Genomic DNA, 20,114 nt, shown 5'->3' with positions numbered 1-20,114 from the left:
TCCGGACGGACGTATCTTGGGCGGGGCGGACCCCGGGCCAGTGTTCGGGTATGACTTGACAGCGCTCCACGCAAACGACTTCTTGGGCGGGCGCCTTGAGCGAAACTCAAGGCCCGGTCATCCCGCGGGGCGCACCATCATGGCTTCACGACGACTTCCTCCACTCCATGCCGTGCGGGCATTCGAAGCGGCCGCACGACACCTGTCGATCACGCGAGCGGCCGACGAGTTGAACGTGACGGTCGGCGCAGTCAGCAGGCACGTCCGCGCGCTCGAGGTGCGCATGGGCACCGCGCTATTCCTGCGGGGATCGCGGGGCCTGGTCCTGACCTCGGCCGGCAAGGCGTTCGCCGATTCCACCCGCGAGGCCCTCGATCGCATTGCGGATGCCGCTGAAGGCCTGCACCTGCGGCAGTTCAGACGGCTATCCGTCGGCGTCTACGGATTCTTCCTGTCGCGTTTTCTCCTGCCGAAATGGCCGGGGCTCAAGGCGGCACATCCCGAGCTGGAGATCGATCTGCACACCAGCGCCAACCCGGTTGATCTTCTTGCCAGCCGCTACGATGCCGTCATTGCCGTCTCGGACGGAGAGCCGAGAGCCGGCCTCGTCACCCGGCCTCTGCTGCCGATCGCCACCGTGCCGGTCTGCTCGCCAGCTCTGCTGAAGGATGGCGCGCTGGACTTCGCGTCAGTCCCGCTGCTGCACAACAGGCCGCGGCCAGACGATTGGCGGCGCTGGCTCGACCACGCGCAGCTCACCAAGGTGCCGATCCGCGGCGGAAGCAGCTTTGAAAATCTGGGGCTCGCGATCGAGGCCGCTGCGGCCGGGCTCGGCGCCGCCATCGCCATCGAGAGCCTGCTCGCTCCGGACCTTGCGCAACTCAATCTCGTCAGAGCGCATCCCGTGGTCCGGCCGACGCGGCGCCACTTCGTGCTCGAATATGAGCAACGCATGGCGGACGATCCGGCGGTCGCGGCCTTTGCCACGTGGCTCTGCAATGCCTGTAAGCAGCAGGGCGCCGACAAGGCGGCGGCCAGGACATCCTCGCGAAAGCGTGCAAACGATTGAGTTGAGTTTCACTCAAGGGACACCGCGAAAACCTCGTTTGCCAGTCCGAACCGGCTCTGACACAGACCCCGCGTCACGCACCGATGATGGGGGAAACGCGGGATGAGGCTGCTATTCGGGATGCTGGTCGCGGGACTGGCGATCGGCGCAAGCGCGCCAGCACGAGCACAGATCACCGGCGACATCGTGAAGATCGGCGTGCTGACCGACATGTCCGGCATCGTCTCCGATGCCACCGGCGAAGGCTCGGTCGTCGCAGCGCAACTGGCCGCGGAAGAATTCGGCAACCGCGTCGCCGGCAAATCTGTCCAGATCGTCTTCGCGGACCATCAGCTCAAGCCTGACGTGGCCGCCAACATCGCGCGCAAATGGTTCGAGCAGGACGGCGTGGACGCCATCGCCGACGTGCCAAACTCGGCCGTCGCGCTCGCGGTGCAGGAAGTCGCCCGGACGCGCTCGCGCGTCATGCTGTTCTCGTCGCCCGGAACGACGGCGCTCACCAACCAGTTCTGCTCGCCGACCAGCGTCGCCTGGACCTTCGACACCTATGCCCTTGCGCGCGGAACGGCCAAGACCGTGGTCGAAGGTGGCGGAAAGAGCTGGTACTTCGTGACGGCCGACTACGCCTTTGGCCATCAGCTTCAGAAGGATGCCAGCGCAGTCGTGCAGGCCAATGGCGGCAAGGTGCTGGGAGCCTCGGCGCACCCGCAAGGGACCACCGATTTCGCCTCCTTCCTGCTTCAGGCGCAGGCATCCAAAGCCAACATCGTCGGTCTCGCAAACGCCGCCGGAGACACGGTCGCAACCATCAAGCAGGCCGAAGAGTTCGGCCTCACCGCCGGTGGGCAGAAGATGGCGGCGATGCTTCTGCTGCTCACTGACGTTCACTCGCTCGGCTTGCAGGCGACGCAAGGCACATTCCTCACGACGCCCTTCTACTGGGATCTCAACACGCAGACTCGCGCCTGGTCGGAGAAATTCGCGGCACGACGCAAGGGACAGCGGCCCACCTTCATGCAGATCGGCGTCTACGAGGCCGTCCGTCACTATCTGCAGGCGATCGAGGCAGCCGGCTCGGACGACGCGAACAAGGTGATCGAGAAGATGCGCGCCACTCCGATCGAGAGCGCCTTCACGCATGGCGCCACGATCCGCGAGGACGGCCGCGTCGTTCGCGACATGTACCTGGCGGAGGTGAAAGCCCCCAAGGAGTCCAAGGGCGAGTGGGACCTTTACAAGATCCTCCGCACGATCCCGGCCCAGGACGTCACCATTCCGCTGGCCGAGAGCACCTGCCCGCTCGTGAAGCGCTGACCCGATATCCGACTTCAACATCCGAGGACGACAATGACGACACCTGAGAACGAGTGGCAGTATCCTTATGGCACCAAGCAGCGCTATCACCTGCAGCATGTGCACCTGTTCGCATCTAACGCCGATGCCACCATCGACTTCTACAGGACGTGGTTCGACGCCGAGGTGATGTGGGACGGCGACGTCGCCGGCGCGCGTAACGTCTTCATCAAGGTCGGCATTGGCGCGCTGCATCTCTACGACCAGCTTCCGCGCGGCGAGGGCAAGAATGCCGTCCACCATCTCGGCATGCAGGTCGTCGGTATCGACGAGCTGTACGACCGTATGAAGGCCGACGGCCTGCATATTCCCAATCCCATCCGCCGCCTCGGCGGAGGCGGTGGCTATTTCATGCTCGGCGCACCCGATGGCGTCGTCATCGAAATCTTCGAGCCGGGCAAGCTCCGCGAACCGGTGGTCCGGAGCTACTATGGCTTTGGGGGGTGAGACCCGTGGACACCGCTCCTCCGCTCGATACTGTCGCCGACCTCGTGGCAGCCCAGGCTCTAAAGACGCCTGACAAGACGGCCCTGACATTCGTGGACGTGACGTCTGACGGCATTTATCGGACCGAGGAGCGCTCCTACGCACAGCTGGAACGAAACGGCGCTGCGCTCGCGCGGCGCCTCGCCGCGCTTGGCCTTCGGCGCGGCGAAACCTTCGCCCTGATGATGGCCAATCATCCGGAATTCGTCGAAGCGATGCTGGCCGCCGCAATGCTGGGAGCGGTCTTCGTGCCGATCGATCCCAGAACGATCGGCGAGAAACTGAGCTTCATGCTGTCGCATGCCGAGTGCCGCGGAGTGATCTGCTCGGCAGACTGTGCGGCCGCCATTGCGGGCCTGGACGGTAATGCCCTCTCCTGGGCCGTGATCCTCACGCAGAATGGCGCCTGGCCTCCCTCGGTCGCACGGATGAACCTGAGCTACCGGGATGTCTTGAAGGAAGGCGGATCCAGCGATCGCATCGACGTTTCGCCGGCCGATCCCATGATGCTGATGTTCACGTCGGGGACGACGGGCAATCCCAAGGCCGTGGTCATCTCGCACGGCGCCTATATGAGCCGGGCGCGCGGGATGCACGGGATCGAGCTCGATGCCGATGACGTGCTCTACACCGGCCTGTCGCTAACGCACATCAATGCCCAGGGTACGCTGCGCATCGGCCTGACGGCAGGCTTGCCGGTCGTCATCAGCCGCAAGTTCAGCAAGCGCCATCTCTGGTCGATCTGCCGGAGATTCGGCTGCACCATGTTCAACATTCTCGGCGGCATCATCCCGGAGATCTACAGCATCCCGGAAGCGCCGAACGATTCCGACAATCCGGTTCGCCTCATCATCAGCGCCGGCATGCCGCCCGAGCTCTGGAAGGAGTACGAACGGCGCTATAGCGTGCAGATCTGCGAAATCTACGGCTCGACCGAAGGCGGCGGCGCCCTTACCAACCCGCCGGGATGCGGACCGATCGGCAGCCTGGGCAAGCCCCCGCCCGAGCTCGAAGCCGCGGTATTCGATGACGACGGACAGCGCTGCCCGCCCATGCAGCCCGGCGAGCTGCGCTTCCGGCGCCGGGATGGCGTACCGATCAAGACCACGTATTTCAGAAACCCGGAGGCAAGCGACGCCAAGGTCGTGGAAGGTTGGTTCCGCACCGGCGACGTCGTCCACGCTGACGAAGACGGCTGGTTCTTCTTCCACTATCGGATCGGCGGAGGCGTTCGGCGCGACGGCGACTTCATTAACACGGCGCTGGTCGAAGCCGCTCTGATCAAATCGGGCCTCCTCTCCGACGTCTTCGTCTACGGCGTCGCGACCCCACGAAATGTTGCGGGCGAGAGGACCCTGGTCGCAGCGGTTGTCCCGCGCACGCCTGATTTCAGCGAAGCCGCGCTGCTCACATATTGCAGGTTGGTATTGCAGAAGCGCGACATTCCCGAGCTCATCCAGGTCTTGACCGAGATTCCGAAAACGATCTCCGAGAAGCCGATCGAGCGGGCCTGCGTCGAGCGGCTGCGGGCGGATGGCATGCTGAGCCAATCGGCGTCTGAGCACTCAAGCGCCTGGTCGATTACAACGCCCTAGGTTCCTCCCAGGGCACACTTGCGGCGCCACGCCCAAAAACGTGGCGCCGTTTTTTTCGTTCGCGGGGCGCAGAATTCCTCTAAGGGTTATGCGTGCCACCCATCAAACGCCACCTACCGGTGCCGTCTACTCTGGCTCACGAGCGACGATCCCGCCTTGACGGGCGCTTCCGGTGTGCCTCCGACTGCCGATCAGCCAGGTAGACTTCCCAACAGTTGAGAACGGCTCCCAACTGCATTCACCATTGCTATAGTTCGTCCTCCAATGCAGAAAACGTCTGTTTGATGAAGCTCGCGAGCGGCTTCTGACCTGCTTCGTCGGCCCACGCGTCAACGGAAAGACGCATCGCCCCGACAGAGGCCATCGCAACGACCTGGAGCGCCTTGCGCCGGCGCGCCTGCGGCCAATGCTCGGATAGAGCTTCAAACGCAGCTTTCTCCATCAGCAAGAACTTCGCCTGATTGCTCGCCCGTAGCTGCTCGGTTGAACGCAAAATGCGATCGATAGCCACGGCTTGTTCGGAGCTGAACTGCGCCGCCAACTTCAAAAGTGCGTTGCGCACGAGATGAACGGGACGCTGGTCCGGCGATTCTGCAAGGATCGCCGCCCGGACCGCATCCGGCAATCCCTGCTGCCAGGCGAGGAGAATGTCTTCCTTTGACTTGAAATAATAGAAGAATGTCCGCGCCGATATGCCGGAAGCTGCCGCGATCGCTTCCAGAGTCGTCGCCTCATATCCATTGGCGATAAAGAGATTAAGCCCGGTTTCGGCAATGCGCTGCCGCGTCTCACGACGCTTCTGCTCGCGCCATCCCTTCGGAGCCGACGATTCGTTTTCCATGGCATTTCGAATACCAAAAACAGCACCCCTTGTAAATTCGCAGTCACTGTAATATCTGAAAATTACGCAGACTGTAATTTATTGTCCGGGTAGCGGTTCGAATTCGCCGGCCGGGCCAATCTTCTCCGGTACGTGCGCGCACACAGGCACGTGAAAGCGATCTCCCCGATCGGAAGCTCGATCGCGGGACCATATGAAAGAACACGAACTATGAAACTTCTGCATGTCGACGCCAGCATCCTTGGCGATCATTCGGCCAGCCGCCGGCTCTCCGACTCCATCGTAAAGCGATTGACTGCTCTCAATCCCAACACCGATGTCATCCGCTACGATCTTGCGGCCGAGCCAATCGGGCATCTGACCGGTGCGGAGTTGCTGGCTCAACGAGGCTCGACACCCGAGGACGCCGCCACCAAAGAGAACGCGGCGCGAAATGCGAAAGCTCTCGACGACTTCCTTGATGCCGATATCGTCGTCGTCGGCGCGCCGATGTACAATTTCTCCCTGCCCTCGCAGCTCAAGGCTTGGCTCGATCGCGTGGCGGTTGCGGGCAAGACCTTCCGTTACACCCCCAAGGTGTCGAAGGGCTTGCAAAGCGCAAACGCGTGATCATCGCGTCCTCGCGCGGCAACTTCTATCGCGAGGGTCAGCCGGCCGCCGGGCTCGATCATCAGGAGAAGTATCTCAAAGGGTTCTTCACCTTCCTCGGCGTCAGCGATGTCACCGCGATCCGTGCGGAAGGTCTCGGAATCAGCCCGGAGAGCCGCAATGCCGCCATGGCGGCAGCCTCGGCCGAGATCGAAAGCCTTGTGGCCTCACACTGATGCAGAACCGAGAGCCCGCCATGAAGAGAGTTCAGTACGACCGCTTCGGCGGTCCAGAACAAATGTATTTCGGCAACTACGTTCCGCCGCCGCTTGAACGCACCCAGGTGCGCGTCAAGGTGAAGGCAGTCGCCATCAATCCCCTTGACTGGAAGCTCCGCCAGGGTGCCATGAAACTGATCATCGGCAGAACGTTTCCGAAGGGGGTCGGCTCCGACTACGCCGGCACTATTGAGGCGGCCGGCGAGGACGTGACGAACGTGAACTTTGGAGACGATGTCTTCGGCACGATGGATTTCAAGAACGCCGGCGCTTTTGCCGGGTCCATCGTCGTCGATTGCCGATATCTGACAAGAAAGCCGGCGCAGCTCTCCTTCAGCGAAGCTGCTTGCCTTCCCATCCCGGCGACGACCGCCTGGGCTGCAATCATCGACAAGGCGCAAGCCCGCAGCGGATCGCGCATATTCATCAATGGCTGTAGCGGAGCCGTCGGCGCGTTCGCGGTACAATTGGCGCTGGCGCGAGGCGCGACGGTGTCTGGCTCGTGTGGCAAGGCCGCCATGCCAAAGGCCAGGGCCGCTGGCGTCGATCCGGTCTTCAACTACGCGGACAGCTCCTCGTACCGAAGCGCCGGAAAGTTCGATGCGATCTTCGATACGGCTGGCACGATGTCCGTCAGCGAAGGGCTTTCCATGCTCAACCGTGGAGGCGTGTTCATCGACATCAATCCCACACCAGGACGAGTCGTCCGTGGAATGCTGTCTGGACGTTACAAGATGGCCTTCGCGACCATGGGAACCGAGCATCTCCCCGAGATCGCCCAGTTTGCGCATGAGGGTGTGTTGCGCCCGACGATCGGTCTCGAGAAGCCATTTAGCGAGGCCCTGACCGCGATCGCAAACGCGGAGTCCGGTTTTCGCGGCCCTGGCCGAATTGTCCTCGCGCTATGATGGCGAAGCGGCTCGCGTTGCCCCCCAAACGAAGCGCGTTCCGCGCGCTTCTGCTGGCATCAAGTCTGATCATCCAGATACCGACATCGGATGCGGCCACGGTTCGCGCCAAATATTCCTTGTCGTATCTCGGAGTCCGGGTTGGCGAGCTCACGACGACAAGCAACATCGGACCCACGAGCTACGAGGCCGATCTCACCGCGCATCTGAGCGGCATTGCAGCCGTCGCAAGGCCGTACCGTTTGAGCATGAAGGCTGATGGAATATTGAAGGACGGACTGATCCTGCCATCGTCCTTCTCGCTCAGCCAGGCTGGAGCTGAGACACGCACGATCCGCGTGGCGTCTGCTGCCGGCAACATCAAGGCTGCCGAAATCGACCCGCCAATTGAGACCGATGGTCCGAGGGTTCCCCTGACAGAAGAGCACAGGAGGAACGTCGTCGATCCTCTCAGTGCGCTGATCATGCCGGTGCGGCAGAACGGCGGAGATCTCGACCCGTCGACATGTAGACGAACCGTGCGCCTTTTCACGGGAGCGGCACGCTCGGACCTGGAGTTTGCTAATGCAGGGTCGGAGCAGGTGAAATCCCGCGCGTACAGGGGTCCCGTTACGGTTTGCTCGGTGCGCTACAAGCCGCTCGCAGGTCACAATCCGGAGGCGACCACGACGAGGTTCATGATGTCCAACACCGGGATCAGGATCCGGTTGGCTGCTTTGCAGGATACTCCCTATGCCCTGCTGATATCGGCGACGGTGCCGCTGCCCGTTGGAACGGGCAGCGTCCAGCTCGATGAGTACAGCATCGACGGACGTTGACCCGCTGAGATCTGACAACGCCGTAATCCATCAAACGCAACGTCCGCGACGACTGCGTCGTCGGACAAATGGCCAGAGAGTACAAACATGCCATCAACTAGAAGGACGAACTTCCTGATCGGCGGTGACACGACTGTCAACCGGACCGGCTTTGGCGCCATGCGCCTTTCGGCCAACGGATTCCGAGGGCCAGCCCGGGACCCTGCCATGGGCCGCGCCGTGCTGCGTCGTGTCGTCGAACTTGGAGTCAATCTCATTGACACGGCCGCGTTCTATTACAGCAGCGACAAGACGGTTCGCGCGAACAGCCTGATCCGCGAGGCGCTTCATCCTTATCCCTCGAATCTGGTGATCGCGACAAAGGTGGGGCCCGTCTTCGGCGCGGATGGCAGCTTCCGGCCGGGCACCGGCGCCGAGATGCGACAACTGGTCGAGGAGAATCTTGAGACCCTCGGATTGGATCGGCTCGATATCGTCTATCTGCGCATCGGCGCGATGGCCCCGCCCCGCGGAGAGTCCGTTGCTGAACGGTTCGAGGCTCTCGCTGCCCTGCGAGACGGCCGGCGCGAACGCGATCGCCCCGGTGACCGTCTCGTTTAGAGTAGGCGTTAGAAGCCCGATCGGCCCTTGTGGCCGTTGCTGAGAAGCTCGCGCACCCGTATCATTGATACATCCCTCGTGCGCAACAGCAGCGATCACGCAAGTTCGAGGAATTTCAGGGATTTGTCGGGAATGTGGTAGCGGGAGACCGCTACCGCCTTTCTCCACACGACGCAAATCTGCGATACTTCCTCCGATCGTCCGCCTGAAGCCTCGCCACTTGTCGAAAGGCAGGTTCAAATCTGGGACATGCAACCATCTCAAATCGCTATTCGAAGCAGCGGCCTGACCGTTCTTGGTGGGAGAAGCCGTGCTGGTTGGGCTATTCTGCCCCCAAGGCATAAGCATCCAGTCAGGAGCCTGCGCGATCGCTTTTTTTGCGGCCCAATGGTTCTGGTGCACAACCACCCCTCCCGCGATCCGACGCCGTCGCAGGCGGATATCCAGATGACGAGGGCGATCATCGACATCGCCGCCCCGCTCGGGATTTCCGTGCGCGACCACATCATCGTCGGCAAGAACGGGCATGCGAGCTTGAAGGGGATGAAGCTGATTAGCTGCATCCCCTTCTGACGTTCAGCACTCACAGCAGCCACAGAAAAGCGTCTGTCTGGCGGCGAGAAAGCGGTCAGAAAGCCAATCAAGGTCAGAAGCAAGATAGCGCTACGCGCTGCCGGTGCCTAGGCCCAGCTCGAGCGGGATCTGCGCGGTCGCAATTCAATGCCGGATCTCCCTGAATGCGAAGCAATCGTCGAGAAACTGTTCACGACGCTGCGCGAGCTAAATGCAACCCAGCAGGACTGCGTCCCGACCTTCCGCGGTCGCTACTAGGGGTGGCGTCGAGTTTACCGGCGCGCTTGAGAGCTTCTTGAGGAGGCTTGTCGCAGTCCACGGGGCGACCCGAACGAGTCGCCAGAGTTTTGAGGACGCGTTCGATACTGTTACGCCGGACGCAGTGTCGCTTCGATGCACGACGCAATCTCGAGCAAACGCCTGTCCGAATTCCTGCGTCCGACCAGCATCAGCCCCACAGGAAGGCCGTCAAACGGCAGCGGCAAGGAGACAGAGGGACAGTCGAGCAAATTGGCGACGCGCGGATTGCGCAGCACGAGACCATTGAGCTCATGAAATGCCGCATCCGCCGCAACAGAAGAAAGAAGCGGCGCTCGGATTGGCGTCGTCGGCAGGATGAAAACCTCGTTGTTGCCGAAACACTTTTCGAAGGACTGGATCGCGGCCTGCCGGAGCCGCACCATGCGGACATAGTCTGTGCCGAGGACGCCGGCTCCGGCTTCGATACGAACGCGCGTTCGGAGATCGACTCCGTCGAGCTCCCCGAGCCCTAGACTGCGCAGCGTCGCGCCGACCTCGATGGACGGGAACGTGCCGATCTTGTCGATTTTTGCGACATCATCGAGTGCGCTCTCAATCGACCCATCCTTGATCTGCAATCCACCTCTTCGAAGCCGCTCCATGGCATTCTCGAACGCGTCGAGCACGTCTGACTCGCAACGATGAAACAGGCGTCCGCGGGCAACGATGAGGCGGAAAGTGCCGGGAGAGGCCCCCTTTAGCCGCGACGGTGCGATTTCCCCCGAAAGCACCTGATCAGTCACGAAACAGTCCTCGACGTTCGAGGCGATCGGACCGATCGTGTCGAGCGTCGATGACAGCGAGAAGGTGCCCGCAGTCGGCACGAAACCGCTGGTCGGTTTGAAGCCAACCGCGCCTGATAGCGAGGCCGGGATTCGAATGGAACCGCCGGTATCGCTGCCGATGGCGATGTCTGCCATCCCCTCAATCACCGACACCACGGCTCCCGACGAGGACCCTCCCGGAGCGCGTGCGCGGTCTCGCGGATTACCTGGCGTTCCATCATGTTGGTTCGTGCCGAGCGCGGAGAAGGCAAACTCTGTCATCTGGGTCTTGCCGATGACGATGGCACCTGCAGCCCGCAGCCGTTTCACGACTTCAGCGTCCTCAACGGCCGGCGGCAGATGGCGCAGCACGTCCGATCCAGAGCTCGTGACCGTGCCGGCGACGTCGAACAACGCCTTCACCGAAACGATACGACCATCGAGCGGGCCGCGAGACGCCCCGGCAGCGGAGCGCCGATCGGCGGCCTCAGCCTCCCACCGGGCACTGTCCGCGAGCACAGTCGTGAAGACGTTCTTTGCTTGCGGCGGATGGATCCGCGCAAGTGCCGTCTCCAGCCGGGCGACGGCCGAAGGGTACGATCGATCCTTTGTTGCTGTCATGACACGCGCTTAGGAGAGAAGGATCAGGAGACGACTGGCAGGACGTCAACGTCGTAGCTATGCGTCAGAGTCCGATTAAGGACCGGATCCTTCAGCTCCATTTCGAAACGCGTCCCCGGTCGAATGCCGCCGATCGCGCCCGGCGTTCCGCAGAACATCAGTGTGCCGGCGGGTAGCGTGTCCGTTCCGGCGTAGCGACGAATGAGATCGCGCGGCGTCCTGAGCGAGGAGACCGGGCTATCCTGGTACAGGACCCGCTCGCCATCGATCGTCGCCCACGAGCGAAGGACCAGTTGATCCCAATGCCCCTCGACATCTGCATAAGACCAGAGCTGTGGGCCGACCGGCTTGCCGCAGAGCTGCTTCGAAAGAGCGATGCCCGAAGCTTCCGCCTTGCGGTCCGTATGGTCGGATCCGATACCGACCCAGAGTCCATCAGTCATGGCGACAATCACCGGCTCGACCTCCCCGGAACTGTCCGGGCCGAGCACGGTCAGCCGGCTTTCCTGGGTCAATGTTTGTGCCGCGACCCGGTAATAGAGCGGTGTAGTCGAGGGGCGCGGAATGCCGAGCGCGGCGAGTTCCTCGATATGGTGGTCGATGGCCGCGGCATCTCTGCCTGCCCAGCCTGCGATGACCAGGGACTCGATCTCGACAGCAATACGGTCAGTCCGGTCATTTGCGAGGCGCTCAAATTGCAGCAACATGGGATTCCCTATCGTTGGTCGATGTAGCCAGGACTTCGCCGCGCTCGATCTGCAGCGTCCTGTCGGCGATCCGGTCGAGCAGCGCCGGCGAAGATTCCGTGATCAGCATGGCCAGCTCCGGTCGATACGTGCGTAGCTCGCCCAGGGTCCGCGCGTAGTCGAGCGCGAGGGCCGGCGCCAGACCCTGGAAGGGTTCGTCAAGCAGCAAGACCTTGCGCGCGACCGTCAGCGCGCGCCCCAGCGCGACCATCTTGCCCTGCCCTCCGGAAACCCCGCCGGCGGGCCGGGACCGCATCACGTGCAGTTCGGGCAATAGCTGGTAGATCTCGTCGAGCCTGCGTGCGATCTCGGCACGGTCGAGCTTCAGGGCCAGAGCTGGGAGGCGGATGTTCTCCTCCACGCTTAGCTCTGGAATCAGGCGGCGATCCTCCGGAGCATAGCCAATGCCGGCGCGGGCGCGGGTGTGGGCAGGCCTGCTGCCGAGATCGTCGGCATCGAGGCGGACCGAGCCCTCGTCGAGCGCGATGAGGCCCATGATTGCGCGCAGCGTCGTGGTCTTGCCGGCGCCGTTGCGGCCGATCAACACCGTCGTCTTGCGCGCGATGATCTCGCAACTGACGGCGCGTAGCACGCGAACGCCCTCGATCGAGACGCTGACCTTGTCGAGCCTGAGCATCAGGCCACTCCTACGACACGTTGACGGACTTGCGCGTTGCTGAACACCTCGTCGGGCCGGCCCTCGGCCATGATGTTGCCGGCGTTCCACACCAGGACGCGGCTCGCGTAGCGCGCGACCACGTCCATGTCGTGCTCCACGAACAGCGCGGTGATGCGGCGCTGACGCAGCGCGCCCATGAGCGCCTCCATGAGCGGGAAGCGTTCGAGGGCGCTTACGCCACTGGTCGGCTCGTCCAACAGCAGCAACCGAGGCTTCAGCGCCAGCGCAACCGCAATGTCCAGCAGCTTGCGATGCCCTTCAGGCAGCGTGCTGCTGATCCGGTCGGCATCACCTGCGAGCCCGACCAGGTCGAGCAATTCCTTTGCCTCTTCGCGCCGCTTCGCAGTTTCGAGCGGCCGGACCGCGCTCCACAGGCCATCCGTTGCCGCGAGCGCCAACATCATGTTCTCGATGACGCGCTGTGCGGAGAAGAGCTGCGGGATCTGGAATGCGCGGGCGACGCCGCGGCGCGCGATGGCGCGTGGCGACAGATGGGTAATGTTCTGACCGTCGAGCAGCACACTGCCCGATTTCGGACGAATATAACCCGTGCAGATGTTCAGTAGTGTCGTCTTGCCCGACCCGTTCGGACCGATGATCGCGAGGAACTCGCCGTCGTGAATGGCGAGACTGACGTCGTCGGCGGCCTTGACGCCGTTGAACGCGACGTGGAGCCCCCTGGCTTCCAGGATGGGACGCGTCATAGGTTCGTCGCCTCCTTGCGCGCGAACAATCCATAGATCCCTTGCGGCATGAACATGATCACGATGATCAGCGTCATGCCCACGATCAAATTCCAGGAATCCGTGACGGTCACCGCCGCGCTGTGCAGCAATTCCAGAAACAGGGCGCCGATGAACGCGCCTGGAACGCCACCAATGCCGCCGAGCACGGCGATCAGCACGAGATGACCCGATGCGCTCCAGAACGCAAAATCCGGGACCACGCGCCCGATCGCAAAGCCGGCAATCGCGCCGCCAAGGCCAGCGAGCGCTGCCGAGACGACATAGGCAATCAGCAGAACTGCCCAGACGGGAATGCCCAGATATTCGAGCCGGATCTCGTTGGTATGGACGGCCGAGAGCGCATGGCCGAGCGGGCTGTTCAGGTAGCGCTGCACGGCAAGACCGACGAGCACCATCAGCCCCAGGCTGAGATAGAACAGCACGCTCTTGAAGGCCGGTTCGCCGAGCACGACGCCAAACACAGCCGGGACCGGCACGGGCATGCCGTCGGTCCCGCCGGTGACGCCGTACAGCTTGGCGCACAGCGCGTAGAACACCATGGAGACAGCGAGGTTCAACATCGCGAAGAAGATCGCGCGATAGCGGACGAGAAACGATCCGGCGACGGCGCCCACGAGCGCCCCGCCCAGCACCGACAGGATCAGCAGCAACCCAAGATCGTTGACGCCGGCGCGCGCCAGGAAAGCCACTGCATAGGCGCTCGCCGCAAAGAACATTGCATGGCCGATCGAGATCAGCCCGGCGCGGAGCAGCACGGCGACGCCGAGCGCCGCAAACCCCTTGGCGATCGCAAGCGTCAGGACGAATTGAAGCCAGGGTGCTGCAACAGGCAGCAGCGCAATGACGAGGACCGCCGCAGCGGCAGTAATCGTTCGCATCATATCCTCCGCGCCGTCACCGATCCGAACAGGCCGTAGGGACGGATCAGGAGAACGACAAGCATCGCCGCATAGGGCGCAACCGCATCCAGCGACGGCACCAGATAGATCGCCAGCACGCGCGCCAGGCCGACGATCAGCGATGCCAACGCGGCGCCTTCGATCTGTCCCAGTCCTCCGATCGCGGCCACAGCAAAGGCGAGCACCATGGTGTCGGCCCCGAGCCCCGGAGCGATGCCCGACGTCGGCGTCGCCAGCGCGCCGCCCAATGCTGCCAGGAACACGCCGAGTGAGAACGCCAGGATGAATATCCGGTTGGTATCGATGCCGATCGACTGCGCCATTTCGCGGTCGGTGACGACGGCCGTGATAAGGCGCCCCAGCCGGGTATGATTGATCAGGAGCCGCAGACCGACGACGACGAGCAGCGCCATCCCGATCAGGAGGATCTGGTAGTTGAGATAGACGACGCCACCGATACTCGTGGTGCCGAGCAATCGCATCGGCGCGTCTTCGTAGAAAGATTGCACGCCGAAGATCACGCGCTGAAGGTCCTCCAGGATGAGGAACAGTCCGAACGTAATCAGGATCTGCACGGCCTCCGACTTGCCATAGGTCCAGCGGACCAGGCCGCGCTCGATCAGCGGACCGAATATCGCCGCGACGAACACGGCGCTGAACAGCAGCGCCAGGAACGACAAATACGGGTTGAGCTGGCGGCTCGCGATGAACAGGCAGATCGAAGCCGCGACGTACCCGCCGATCGAATAGAGGCTGCCATGAGCGACGTTGAGGACACGCAGCACGCTGAAGACCAGCGTCAGTCCGACCGCCGCGAAGAAGATCAGCGCGGCGCTGGCCAGACTGTCCAGCAGCAAGGGGATGATTGCATTCAACATCGGCCTACGCCTTCCGTGATTGGAACCAGATGAACGTCATCCCGCTCTATTTGTAGCTACCCGGCTTCGGCAGGCTTTTGGCGAACTCAGGCTTGAGCGTCGCAATCCACGCGAGCGGATCCTGGCCAGCCTGCGGCATCAGACTGTCGCCCTTGTAGCGGACCATGTCGCCGATCACGGGAAACTGCTGCGCCGGCGTCTTCGCGGTGACGCCGACGATCTGGTCGACAAGGCCGTCATTGTCGGCGCGTGTCTGCGCGGAGCCAGTCAAGGTCTCGACCTTGCTGCCCTTCATGGCATCGGCGAGCTCAGAGCGTGTCGGCCATTTGCCGCCGTTCTTCTGCATTGCGGCGTCGTAGGCGGCTTTCACGTAGATCAGCGCATTGGCCATCTTGATCGAGGGGAAGACCGGATACTCACCGAAGCGCGCCTTGTAGGCTTCGGCAAACTTCACTGTGTTCGGCTTCGCCCTGGCGTCGGGCGACTTCCACCAGCCGTCGCCGAGAACTCCGACGATCACGCCGTCAGGCAATGGCACGCGTTGCAGCACTGTCTCGCCGAGTGCCAGGATCACCTGGCTGGAGGTGAAGATCCCGCGCGGCGCCGCCTGGCGAACGAAGTTCTCGAGGTCGGCACCCCAAAGATTTGAGAAGACCACATCCGGTCGCGCGGTGGCGAGGCGCGAAATCTCGGTCTGGTAGTTCGGCGAGCCCAGCTTCGGATAGAGCTCGGCGACAATTTCGACGTCCGGCTTCAGGGCTTTCAATGCCGCGGTGAAGATCTTCGCCGCGTCGTGGCCGAACGCATAGTCCGGGTTGATGATCGCCACCGTTTTCACATCGGGCTTACGATCCAGCAGATAGATCGCATAGGCGATGAATTCGGGCACGGTGTTGCCGTTCGGACGGAACACATATTTGCTCTTGCCGTCGATCAGCAGCTGATGGGTATCGCAGTTCCATCCCACGGTGGGAACCTCGAGTTGCTCCGCCAGCGGCGCCAGCGCCAGGCAATTCGCACTCGACAAGGCGGCGATCATCGCCTGGTTCTTCGCGTCCCCGGCGAGCCGACGGTATTCCGCGATCACACCCTGCGCGCCCTGCGCCTCGTCGACATAGGTCGCGCTGACCGGCACGCCTCCAATGCCGCCCTTTGCATTGATCTCGTCGATCATGAGGTCGGCCGCGTTCTTGCCCGGCATGCCGTAGGCTGCGGCAGGCCCGGATGTGAACGTGAAGATGCCCAGCCCCAACGCGCTTGGCTTCTCCTGCGCAGTCGCCGGCGTGGCGGCTACGACACCAAGCGCGAGGGCCCCGGCAAGTCCATCCACCACCCATCGGACATTGCCCTGCGGCACGCCGCGATCCAGCCTGAAGAGCAATTCAAGTGACGACAGGCAACGCGCAACTACGATGGAAATACCTCTGAACGCCATGATGTCTCCTCCCCCTGTGCTGGTCGAATGATGTTGTGCGGCAGCGATCCGGATCACACCGGATCGAAATAGTGCATCTCCAGAAGGAGACAGCCGTTCACCGACTTGAACGGGCCATGCGGCGCATGCGGCGGCCGGCAGGCGTACGTGTTCGGCGGGAAGCTCTCGCCGCCCTCACCCTTCGCATCATTGCCGACGATCAAATCTCCCGAGACGAGATAGACCTCTTCCCAATACTCGTGCGAGAACGGCGCGGTCGTGTAGACGCCGGGCGCGAAGCGGAGCAGCCGCGTCCGCGTCCCGCGCCGGTTCTCCTCGTCCAGCCCACCCGCGATGATCTTCTGCTGGATGCCGCTCGGATAGCCTGCCGGCACTTCCCAGCCGCTGGTCATATCGAGCGTATGAAACTCGTCGTGCTTCTTGTTGACGGGCATGAGTTGTCTCCCTGGATCACGCGGCTTTGCTGGCGGTCGAGACGCCGTTGAGGTCGTAGGAATCGAGCATGGTCTGCACCAGCCGATCGGCGCCGGCCCAATCGTAGGTGCGATAGGAATGGCCTTTGGTGACGAAGGTGGCGCCGGCGTAGAACATCTCGTATTGCTGGTGGCGCGATCCGAACTCCGAGCCGACGGCATCCCAGGCAAGCTTGTAGAATTTCACACGCTCATGCGAACTGGCCTTCGGAGACTGCTGGGTCTTGCCGATGAGGGCCGCGATCTCGGGGTTGTCGAAGTCCCCAACCGACGAGGGCAGCATGATCATGCCGCCGCCGGCGAGCTCGCGAAGCGTGTTGATGATGTGCGCGTAGAGCTGCTGCGTCAGCACCTGCGCGGAATAGAGCGTGTGCCGGTCCGGAATGAAATAGGGGCCGACCTGCGTGCCCTTTGCCTCCATCGCAGCCACCAGCGCATCGACCATGCCGGTCTCGGCTGCGAGCTGACCGAGCATTTCGCGCACTTGCGGGAACTGGGTGACGCCGTTCATTTCGGCGGTGCGATGCGCAAGGCCGGTCAGGAACTTGAGCTTCACGCTCAGGCGCACCATCGCCTGGTAGTTCTGATAGACGTGACAGGGCGTCGCGTGAAACTGCTTCTGGCACATCTCGACGTTGCCCTCGATGAAGACGCGATCCCAAGGCACTTTCACGTCGTCGAAGTAGAGAACCGAGTCGTTCTCGTCGAAACGGCTCGACAGGGGATTGTCGAACACGGCGCCGGCGGCATCCTCATAGGATTTCCGCGACAGCATCTTCAGGCCCTTCGTATTCATCGGAATCGCGAAGGACATCGCATAACGCTCTTCCCCCGGACGCATCGGCTGGATGGTCGTGACGAAGACCTCGTCGGCCACCACGCCGCCGGTGGCGAGCATCTTGGCGCCGCGGATCGTGATCCCTTCGGCATCGCGATCGACGACACCGGCGGTGAGGAACGGATCGGCCTGTTCGGCCGCCCCCTTGGAACGATCGGCCTGCGGATTTATGATGACGTAGGTGAGATAGAGATCCTTGTCGCGCGCGTAACGATAGTAGCTCTCGAGCGCGCCGGCGCGGGCCGGATCGTACGCCTTGAAGACATCGAGCCCCATGTAGAGTCCGGAAATGCAGGACGCCACGTGGTCCGGGGCGCGGCCCATGAAGCCGGCATGCAGCGAGGCCCACGCCTCGAGGGACTTTCGCCGCGTCACGAGCTCGGCGTAGGAGGTCGGAAGCTGCCAGATACGGTTGGCGCGACCTGCGCCGGTGTCGAACGTCATCAACTCCGCGTTCGCCGGCGCACTGGCGAAGTCGAACAGGCCCGCCATGGAGCTCGCGAGATTGCGAAAGGCATGGTGCGTCGTGACGTCGCCGACCGAGGCGCCGTTGATGTAGATGGTTCGGCCATCCTTCAGGCCCGACAGATATTCCTTTGCGCTGCGCATCGCAGTTTCTCCGGTTCGAAGCTAGTAGTGAATGGGAAGCGGCCAGGTCGGCTCGCGCTCGGTTTCATCGACGAGATCGCGGTATCGGCCGCGAAAGAAGATCAGGGGAGCCGCGGCCTCGGCGCGGCTCGCGTGGCGAACGACACGGACAACGAAGATGACGTGGTCGCCGCCGTCGTGATTGGCATAGGGCGCGCATTCGAAATGCGCCATCGCGCCCGAGATCAGCGGCGCCTCAGCATGGCCGACCGATGTCTTGACCTGGTCCCATTTGTCGGACAGGGCGCGCGCAAACTGGTTGGAGATGTTTTCCTGGTCGCGCGCCAGGATGTTCACGGCAAAGCCCTTGGCTTCGAGCATCGCAGGCAGACTGCGCGCCTTGCGATCGACACTGAAGAGAACGAGCGGCGGATCGAGTGAGACGGAGTTGAACGAGCTCATGGTCATGCCGATTAGCTCTTCGCCACTGCCGCGCGCGGTCACCACCGCAACGCCGGTGGCGAATTCGCCGAGAGCACGCCTGAATGCACGATCCTCCATGGACTGCCTCGTCGCCCGGTCCTGATTTATAATTCCCAAGTAGCTTTCTGACAAAGCTATTTGAAAATGTCAATGCGCTTGCTGACCGGGCGCATGCGTGCTCTTTAGGCGGCTTCCAACGCTATGATTTTGCGGAGATAATGCCCGTGTCTGATGCACTGTTGACGGCGTCGAAGCCCGAACTGCTCGACAAGGATGGAGATCGCACGCTTCGCGGCGTCCTCTACGACTATTTTGCGTTCGGACGGGGCCTGGAAGCCGCTCGCGAGACCTTCGCGAGCTTTGTTGGCCTATCCCCCACCCAGTATCTGATCTTGATCGCAATCAAGAATTCGACGGCGGAAAAGCCGATGGGCGTTAATCAGGTCGCCGAACGGCTGTATCTCAGCGGCGCCTTCGTCACAAACGAGATCAACAAGCTAGTCTCTGACGATCTGATCGAGAAAAGCCCACATCCTGGCGACGGACGGCGCGTGCAGCTCACGCTAACCGAACGCGGGATGAACCTATTGATCCGCCTCGCCGCCTTGCAACGCCCGGTCAACGACGCCTTGTTTGGAATGCTGACGCGCGAGGAGTTCAAAGTGCTCTCGCAAATGCTCTCTCGACTTGCGTCGAACGCCGATAGCGCGCTGAAGCTCGCTGAGCACGTTCGGGCAACGCTCACGTCGCAAAATAACGAAGCGTACCGCACCGAGCCGCAGAGAGGCCGCAAGAAGCAACGAACAAGCCGGTAATGCCTGGGGTAGTGCCGACCAATGCGTGGGTGCTTCTCAGCTCCCTGGCCGAGCGACTGCATCGTCATAGCGAGGGAGCGCGACCAACCCAGCGAGAGTCTTTGGCTCTCGACTGGGTCAATGAAGTCGCCCGACTGCATTGAGGTGGAAACGAATTCAGCTCCAGGGCTGAGACTGTTGGTCAGCACTCGCCTCTCCCTTCCCTGCGAATTTGGGCGTGTAGGCTGCCACCAAGCCTCCTCACGTTGGCTGTGATGAGATTTTTCTTGACCTCCCGGCACACACGTCGTGCACATGCCGCAGTCTAACCAATTGAAAAATGTGAACTTTCGCTCCAATCCATCATGGGCGCCGCGGAAAAGCGATAGTCTTGCGATTTCAACAGTTTATCTTACTCTTCTAGGGGAAGAACAGCGAACGTGTGCACTCCAAAATAGACGAAATTGCACACGCTTGTACCCGTTTTGACCCTCTCGGTGCACACATAGTGCACGAATTGGGGAGTGCACACGTCCATTGCCAGCTTCACTCAGTTGCCTTCCGAAAACTGGCGCGCCAGGTCCGCCGCAAGAACCGCTGTGTGTCAGAGAGCTTCCGCCGCCGCAAGGATGGCGAGGACTGGGCGCTCGCCATGGAGCGCAATATTGACCGCAGCGGATCACCCAAACCGAAGGTTGCTGTGCGGGCTCGTACATTCGGTGACATTATCGATCTTCACATAAAGGATATGCACGAGGTTG

The 20,114-nt window shown here is 62.3% G+C and carries 19 protein-coding genes and 2 pseudogenes; 10 read left to right on the top strand and 11 right to left on the bottom strand.

Annotation, left to right across the window (positions count from 1 at the left end):
* Positions 1-139: 139 nt before the first annotated feature.
* The 4 genes from CV770_RS21890 to CV770_RS21875 all read left to right on the top strand — a co-directional run bounded on the left by CV770_RS21890 (position 140) and on the right by CV770_RS21875 (position 4,503).
* Positions 140-1,069, top strand: coding sequence for a LysR substrate-binding domain-containing protein (locus CV770_RS21890; RefSeq protein ID WP_104463811.1), 930 nt, complete (start codon positions 140-142; stop codon positions 1,067-1,069).
* 102 nt (positions 1,070-1,171) lie between these two features.
* Entirely contained in the window at positions 1,172-2,383 is a 1,212-nt protein-coding gene (locus tag CV770_RS21885) for an ABC transporter substrate-binding protein (RefSeq protein WP_104463810.1), read from the top strand.
* 33 nt (positions 2,384-2,416) lie between these two features.
* Positions 2,417-2,869 (top strand): VOC family protein, encoded by a 453-nt coding sequence (locus CV770_RS21880; RefSeq protein ID WP_104463809.1) that lies wholly within the window; start codon positions 2,417-2,419, stop codon positions 2,867-2,869.
* Between the two features lie 5 nt (positions 2,870-2,874).
* Positions 2,875-4,503 carry an AMP-binding protein gene (locus CV770_RS21875; protein ID WP_161500016.1) on the top strand — a complete coding sequence of 543 codons (1,629 nt, stop codon included), beginning with the start codon at positions 2,875-2,877 and terminating at the stop codon, positions 4,501-4,503.
* A gap of 247 nt (positions 4,504-4,750) precedes the next feature.
* Here the strand turns inward: CV770_RS21875 and CV770_RS21870 are convergent, their stop codons facing one another.
* Positions 4,751-5,344 carry a TetR/AcrR family transcriptional regulator gene (locus tag CV770_RS21870; RefSeq protein WP_104463807.1) on the bottom strand — a complete coding sequence of 198 codons (594 nt, stop codon included), beginning with the start codon at positions 5,342-5,344 and terminating at the stop codon, positions 4,751-4,753.
* Positions 5,345-5,554: 210 nt separating this feature from the next.
* Between CV770_RS21870 and CV770_RS21865 the strand changes: the two are divergent.
* From CV770_RS21865 to CV770_RS21845, 5 genes and pseudogenes are all read left to right on the top strand, one after another.
* Positions 5,555-6,168: pseudogene (locus CV770_RS21865) on the top strand (FMN-dependent NADH-azoreductase).
* A 20-nt stretch (positions 6,169-6,188) separates the two neighbouring features.
* The gene (locus CV770_RS21860) at positions 6,189-7,118 is read left to right on the top strand and encodes an NAD(P)-dependent alcohol dehydrogenase (RefSeq protein WP_104463840.1); all 930 of its coding nucleotides are present in this window, start codon (positions 6,189-6,191) and stop codon (positions 7,116-7,118) included.
* A complete protein-coding gene (locus CV770_RS21855; protein ID WP_104463806.1) occupies positions 7,115-7,936 on the top strand; it encodes a DUF3108 domain-containing protein in 822 nt (273 codons plus the stop codon). The genes CV770_RS21860 and CV770_RS21855 overlap by 4 nt, the downstream gene beginning before the upstream one ends.
* 87 nt (positions 7,937-8,023) lie before the next feature.
* The gene (locus CV770_RS21850; RefSeq protein WP_349627980.1) at positions 8,024-8,536 is read left to right on the top strand and encodes an aldo/keto reductase; all 513 of its coding nucleotides are present in this window, start codon (positions 8,024-8,026) and stop codon (positions 8,534-8,536) included.
* A 387-nt stretch (positions 8,537-8,923) separates the two neighbouring features.
* Positions 8,924-9,109: pseudogene (locus CV770_RS21845) on the top strand (JAB domain-containing protein); the annotation flags it as partial.
* A gap of 368 nt (positions 9,110-9,477) precedes the next feature.
* Here CV770_RS21845 and CV770_RS21840 read toward each other — a convergent pair.
* Genes CV770_RS21840 through CV770_RS21795 form a run of 10 tightly spaced genes read right to left on the bottom strand, consistent with a single transcriptional unit; the run spans position 9,478 to position 18,637 of the window.
* Complete coding sequence (locus CV770_RS21840; RefSeq protein WP_104463805.1) at positions 9,478-10,794, bottom strand: amidase family protein; 1,317 nt, start codon at positions 10,792-10,794, stop codon at positions 9,478-9,480.
* Positions 10,795-10,817: 23 nt separating this feature from the next.
* The gene (locus tag CV770_RS21835; protein WP_104463804.1) at positions 10,818-11,501 is read right to left on the bottom strand and encodes a DUF2848 domain-containing protein; all 684 of its coding nucleotides are present in this window, start codon (positions 11,499-11,501) and stop codon (positions 10,818-10,820) included.
* Positions 11,485-12,177 (bottom strand): ABC transporter ATP-binding protein, encoded by a 693-nt coding sequence (locus CV770_RS21830; RefSeq protein ID WP_104463803.1) that lies wholly within the window; start codon positions 12,175-12,177, stop codon positions 11,485-11,487. The genes CV770_RS21835 and CV770_RS21830 overlap by 17 nt, the downstream gene beginning before the upstream one ends.
* Entirely contained in the window at positions 12,177-12,923 is a 747-nt protein-coding gene (locus tag CV770_RS21825) for an ABC transporter ATP-binding protein (RefSeq protein ID WP_104463802.1), read from the bottom strand. The genes CV770_RS21830 and CV770_RS21825 overlap by 1 nt, the downstream gene beginning before the upstream one ends.
* Entirely contained in the window at positions 12,920-13,843 is a 924-nt protein-coding gene (locus CV770_RS21820; protein WP_104463839.1) for a branched-chain amino acid ABC transporter permease, read from the bottom strand. The genes CV770_RS21825 and CV770_RS21820 overlap by 4 nt, the downstream gene beginning before the upstream one ends.
* Complete coding sequence (locus CV770_RS21815; RefSeq protein ID WP_104463801.1) at positions 13,843-14,742, bottom strand: branched-chain amino acid ABC transporter permease; 900 nt, start codon at positions 14,740-14,742, stop codon at positions 13,843-13,845. The genes CV770_RS21820 and CV770_RS21815 overlap by 1 nt, the downstream gene beginning before the upstream one ends.
* A 46-nt stretch (positions 14,743-14,788) precedes the next feature.
* The gene (locus tag CV770_RS21810; RefSeq protein ID WP_245453823.1) at positions 14,789-16,177 is read right to left on the bottom strand and encodes an ABC transporter substrate-binding protein; all 1,389 of its coding nucleotides are present in this window, start codon (positions 16,175-16,177) and stop codon (positions 14,789-14,791) included.
* Between the two features lie 53 nt (positions 16,178-16,230).
* Positions 16,231-16,611, bottom strand: a complete 381-nt coding sequence (locus CV770_RS21805; RefSeq protein ID WP_104463800.1) for a cupin — start codon at positions 16,609-16,611, stop codon at positions 16,231-16,233.
* 16 nt (positions 16,612-16,627) lie between these two features.
* Entirely contained in the window at positions 16,628-18,097 is a 1,470-nt protein-coding gene (locus tag CV770_RS21800) for a 4-hydroxyphenylacetate 3-hydroxylase family protein (protein ID WP_104463799.1), read from the bottom strand.
* A 21-nt stretch (positions 18,098-18,118) separates the two neighbouring features.
* Complete coding sequence (locus CV770_RS21795; RefSeq protein ID WP_104463798.1) at positions 18,119-18,637, bottom strand: flavin reductase family protein; 519 nt, start codon at positions 18,635-18,637, stop codon at positions 18,119-18,121.
* 140 nt (positions 18,638-18,777) lie between these two features.
* On the opposite strand from CV770_RS21795, the gene CV770_RS21790 reads away from it, so the two are divergent.
* Entirely contained in the window at positions 18,778-19,374 is a 597-nt protein-coding gene (locus tag CV770_RS21790; RefSeq protein WP_104463797.1) for a MarR family winged helix-turn-helix transcriptional regulator, read from the top strand.
* Positions 19,375-20,114 lie beyond the last annotated feature (740 nt).

The organism is Bradyrhizobium sp. AC87j1 (genome assembly GCF_002936975.1).
GTDB classification, from domain to species: Bacteria; Pseudomonadota; Alphaproteobacteria; order Rhizobiales; family Xanthobacteraceae; genus Bradyrhizobium; species Bradyrhizobium shewense.
Note: the sequence above shows the minus strand (reverse complement) of the source record. Positions and strands in the feature narration are given on the sequence as shown.

Coding starts and splice junctions, on each gene's coding strand:
- CV770_RS21815 (WP_104463801.1), bottom strand. CDS start 14,742: ATGTTGAATGCAATCATCCCCTTGCTGCTGGACAGTCTGGCCAGCGCC.
- CV770_RS21840 (WP_104463805.1), bottom strand. CDS start 10,794: ATGACAGCAACAAAGGATCGATCGTACCCTTCGGCCGTCGCCCGGCTG.
- CV770_RS21810 (WP_245453823.1), bottom strand. CDS start 16,177: ATGGCGTTCAGAGGTATTTCCATCGTAGTTGCGCGTTGCCTGTCGTCA.
- CV770_RS21795 (WP_104463798.1), bottom strand. CDS start 18,637: ATGGAGGATCGTGCATTCAGGCGTGCTCTCGGCGAATTCGCCACCGGC.
- CV770_RS21805 (WP_104463800.1), bottom strand. CDS start 16,611: ATGCCCGTCAACAAGAAGCACGACGAGTTTCATACGCTCGATATGACC.
- CV770_RS21825 (WP_104463802.1), bottom strand. CDS start 12,923: ATGACGCGTCCCATCCTGGAAGCCAGGGGGCTCCACGTCGCGTTCAAC.
- CV770_RS21855 (WP_104463806.1), top strand. CDS start 7,115: ATGATGGCGAAGCGGCTCGCGTTGCCCCCCAAACGAAGCGCGTTCCGC.
- CV770_RS21880 (WP_104463809.1), top strand. CDS start 2,417: ATGACGACACCTGAGAACGAGTGGCAGTATCCTTATGGCACCAAGCAG.
- CV770_RS21860 (WP_104463840.1), top strand. CDS start 6,189: ATGAAGAGAGTTCAGTACGACCGCTTCGGCGGTCCAGAACAAATGTAT.
- CV770_RS21835 (WP_104463804.1), bottom strand. CDS start 11,501: ATGTTGCTGCAATTTGAGCGCCTCGCAAATGACCGGACTGACCGTATT.
- CV770_RS21800 (WP_104463799.1), bottom strand. CDS start 18,097: ATGCGCAGCGCAAAGGAATATCTGTCGGGCCTGAAGGATGGCCGAACC.
- CV770_RS21790 (WP_104463797.1), top strand. CDS start 18,778: ATGCCCGTGTCTGATGCACTGTTGACGGCGTCGAAGCCCGAACTGCTC.
- CV770_RS21830 (WP_104463803.1), bottom strand. CDS start 12,177: ATGCTCAGGCTCGACAAGGTCAGCGTCTCGATCGAGGGCGTTCGCGTG.
- CV770_RS21885 (WP_104463810.1), top strand. CDS start 1,172: ATGAGGCTGCTATTCGGGATGCTGGTCGCGGGACTGGCGATCGGCGCA.
- CV770_RS21890 (WP_104463811.1), top strand. CDS start 140: ATGGCTTCACGACGACTTCCTCCACTCCATGCCGTGCGGGCATTCGAA.
- CV770_RS21850 (WP_349627980.1), top strand. CDS start 8,024: ATGCCATCAACTAGAAGGACGAACTTCCTGATCGGCGGTGACACGACT.
- CV770_RS21820 (WP_104463839.1), bottom strand. CDS start 13,843: ATGCGAACGATTACTGCCGCTGCGGCGGTCCTCGTCATTGCGCTGCTG.
- CV770_RS21870 (WP_104463807.1), bottom strand. CDS start 5,344: ATGGAAAACGAATCGTCGGCTCCGAAGGGATGGCGCGAGCAGAAGCGT.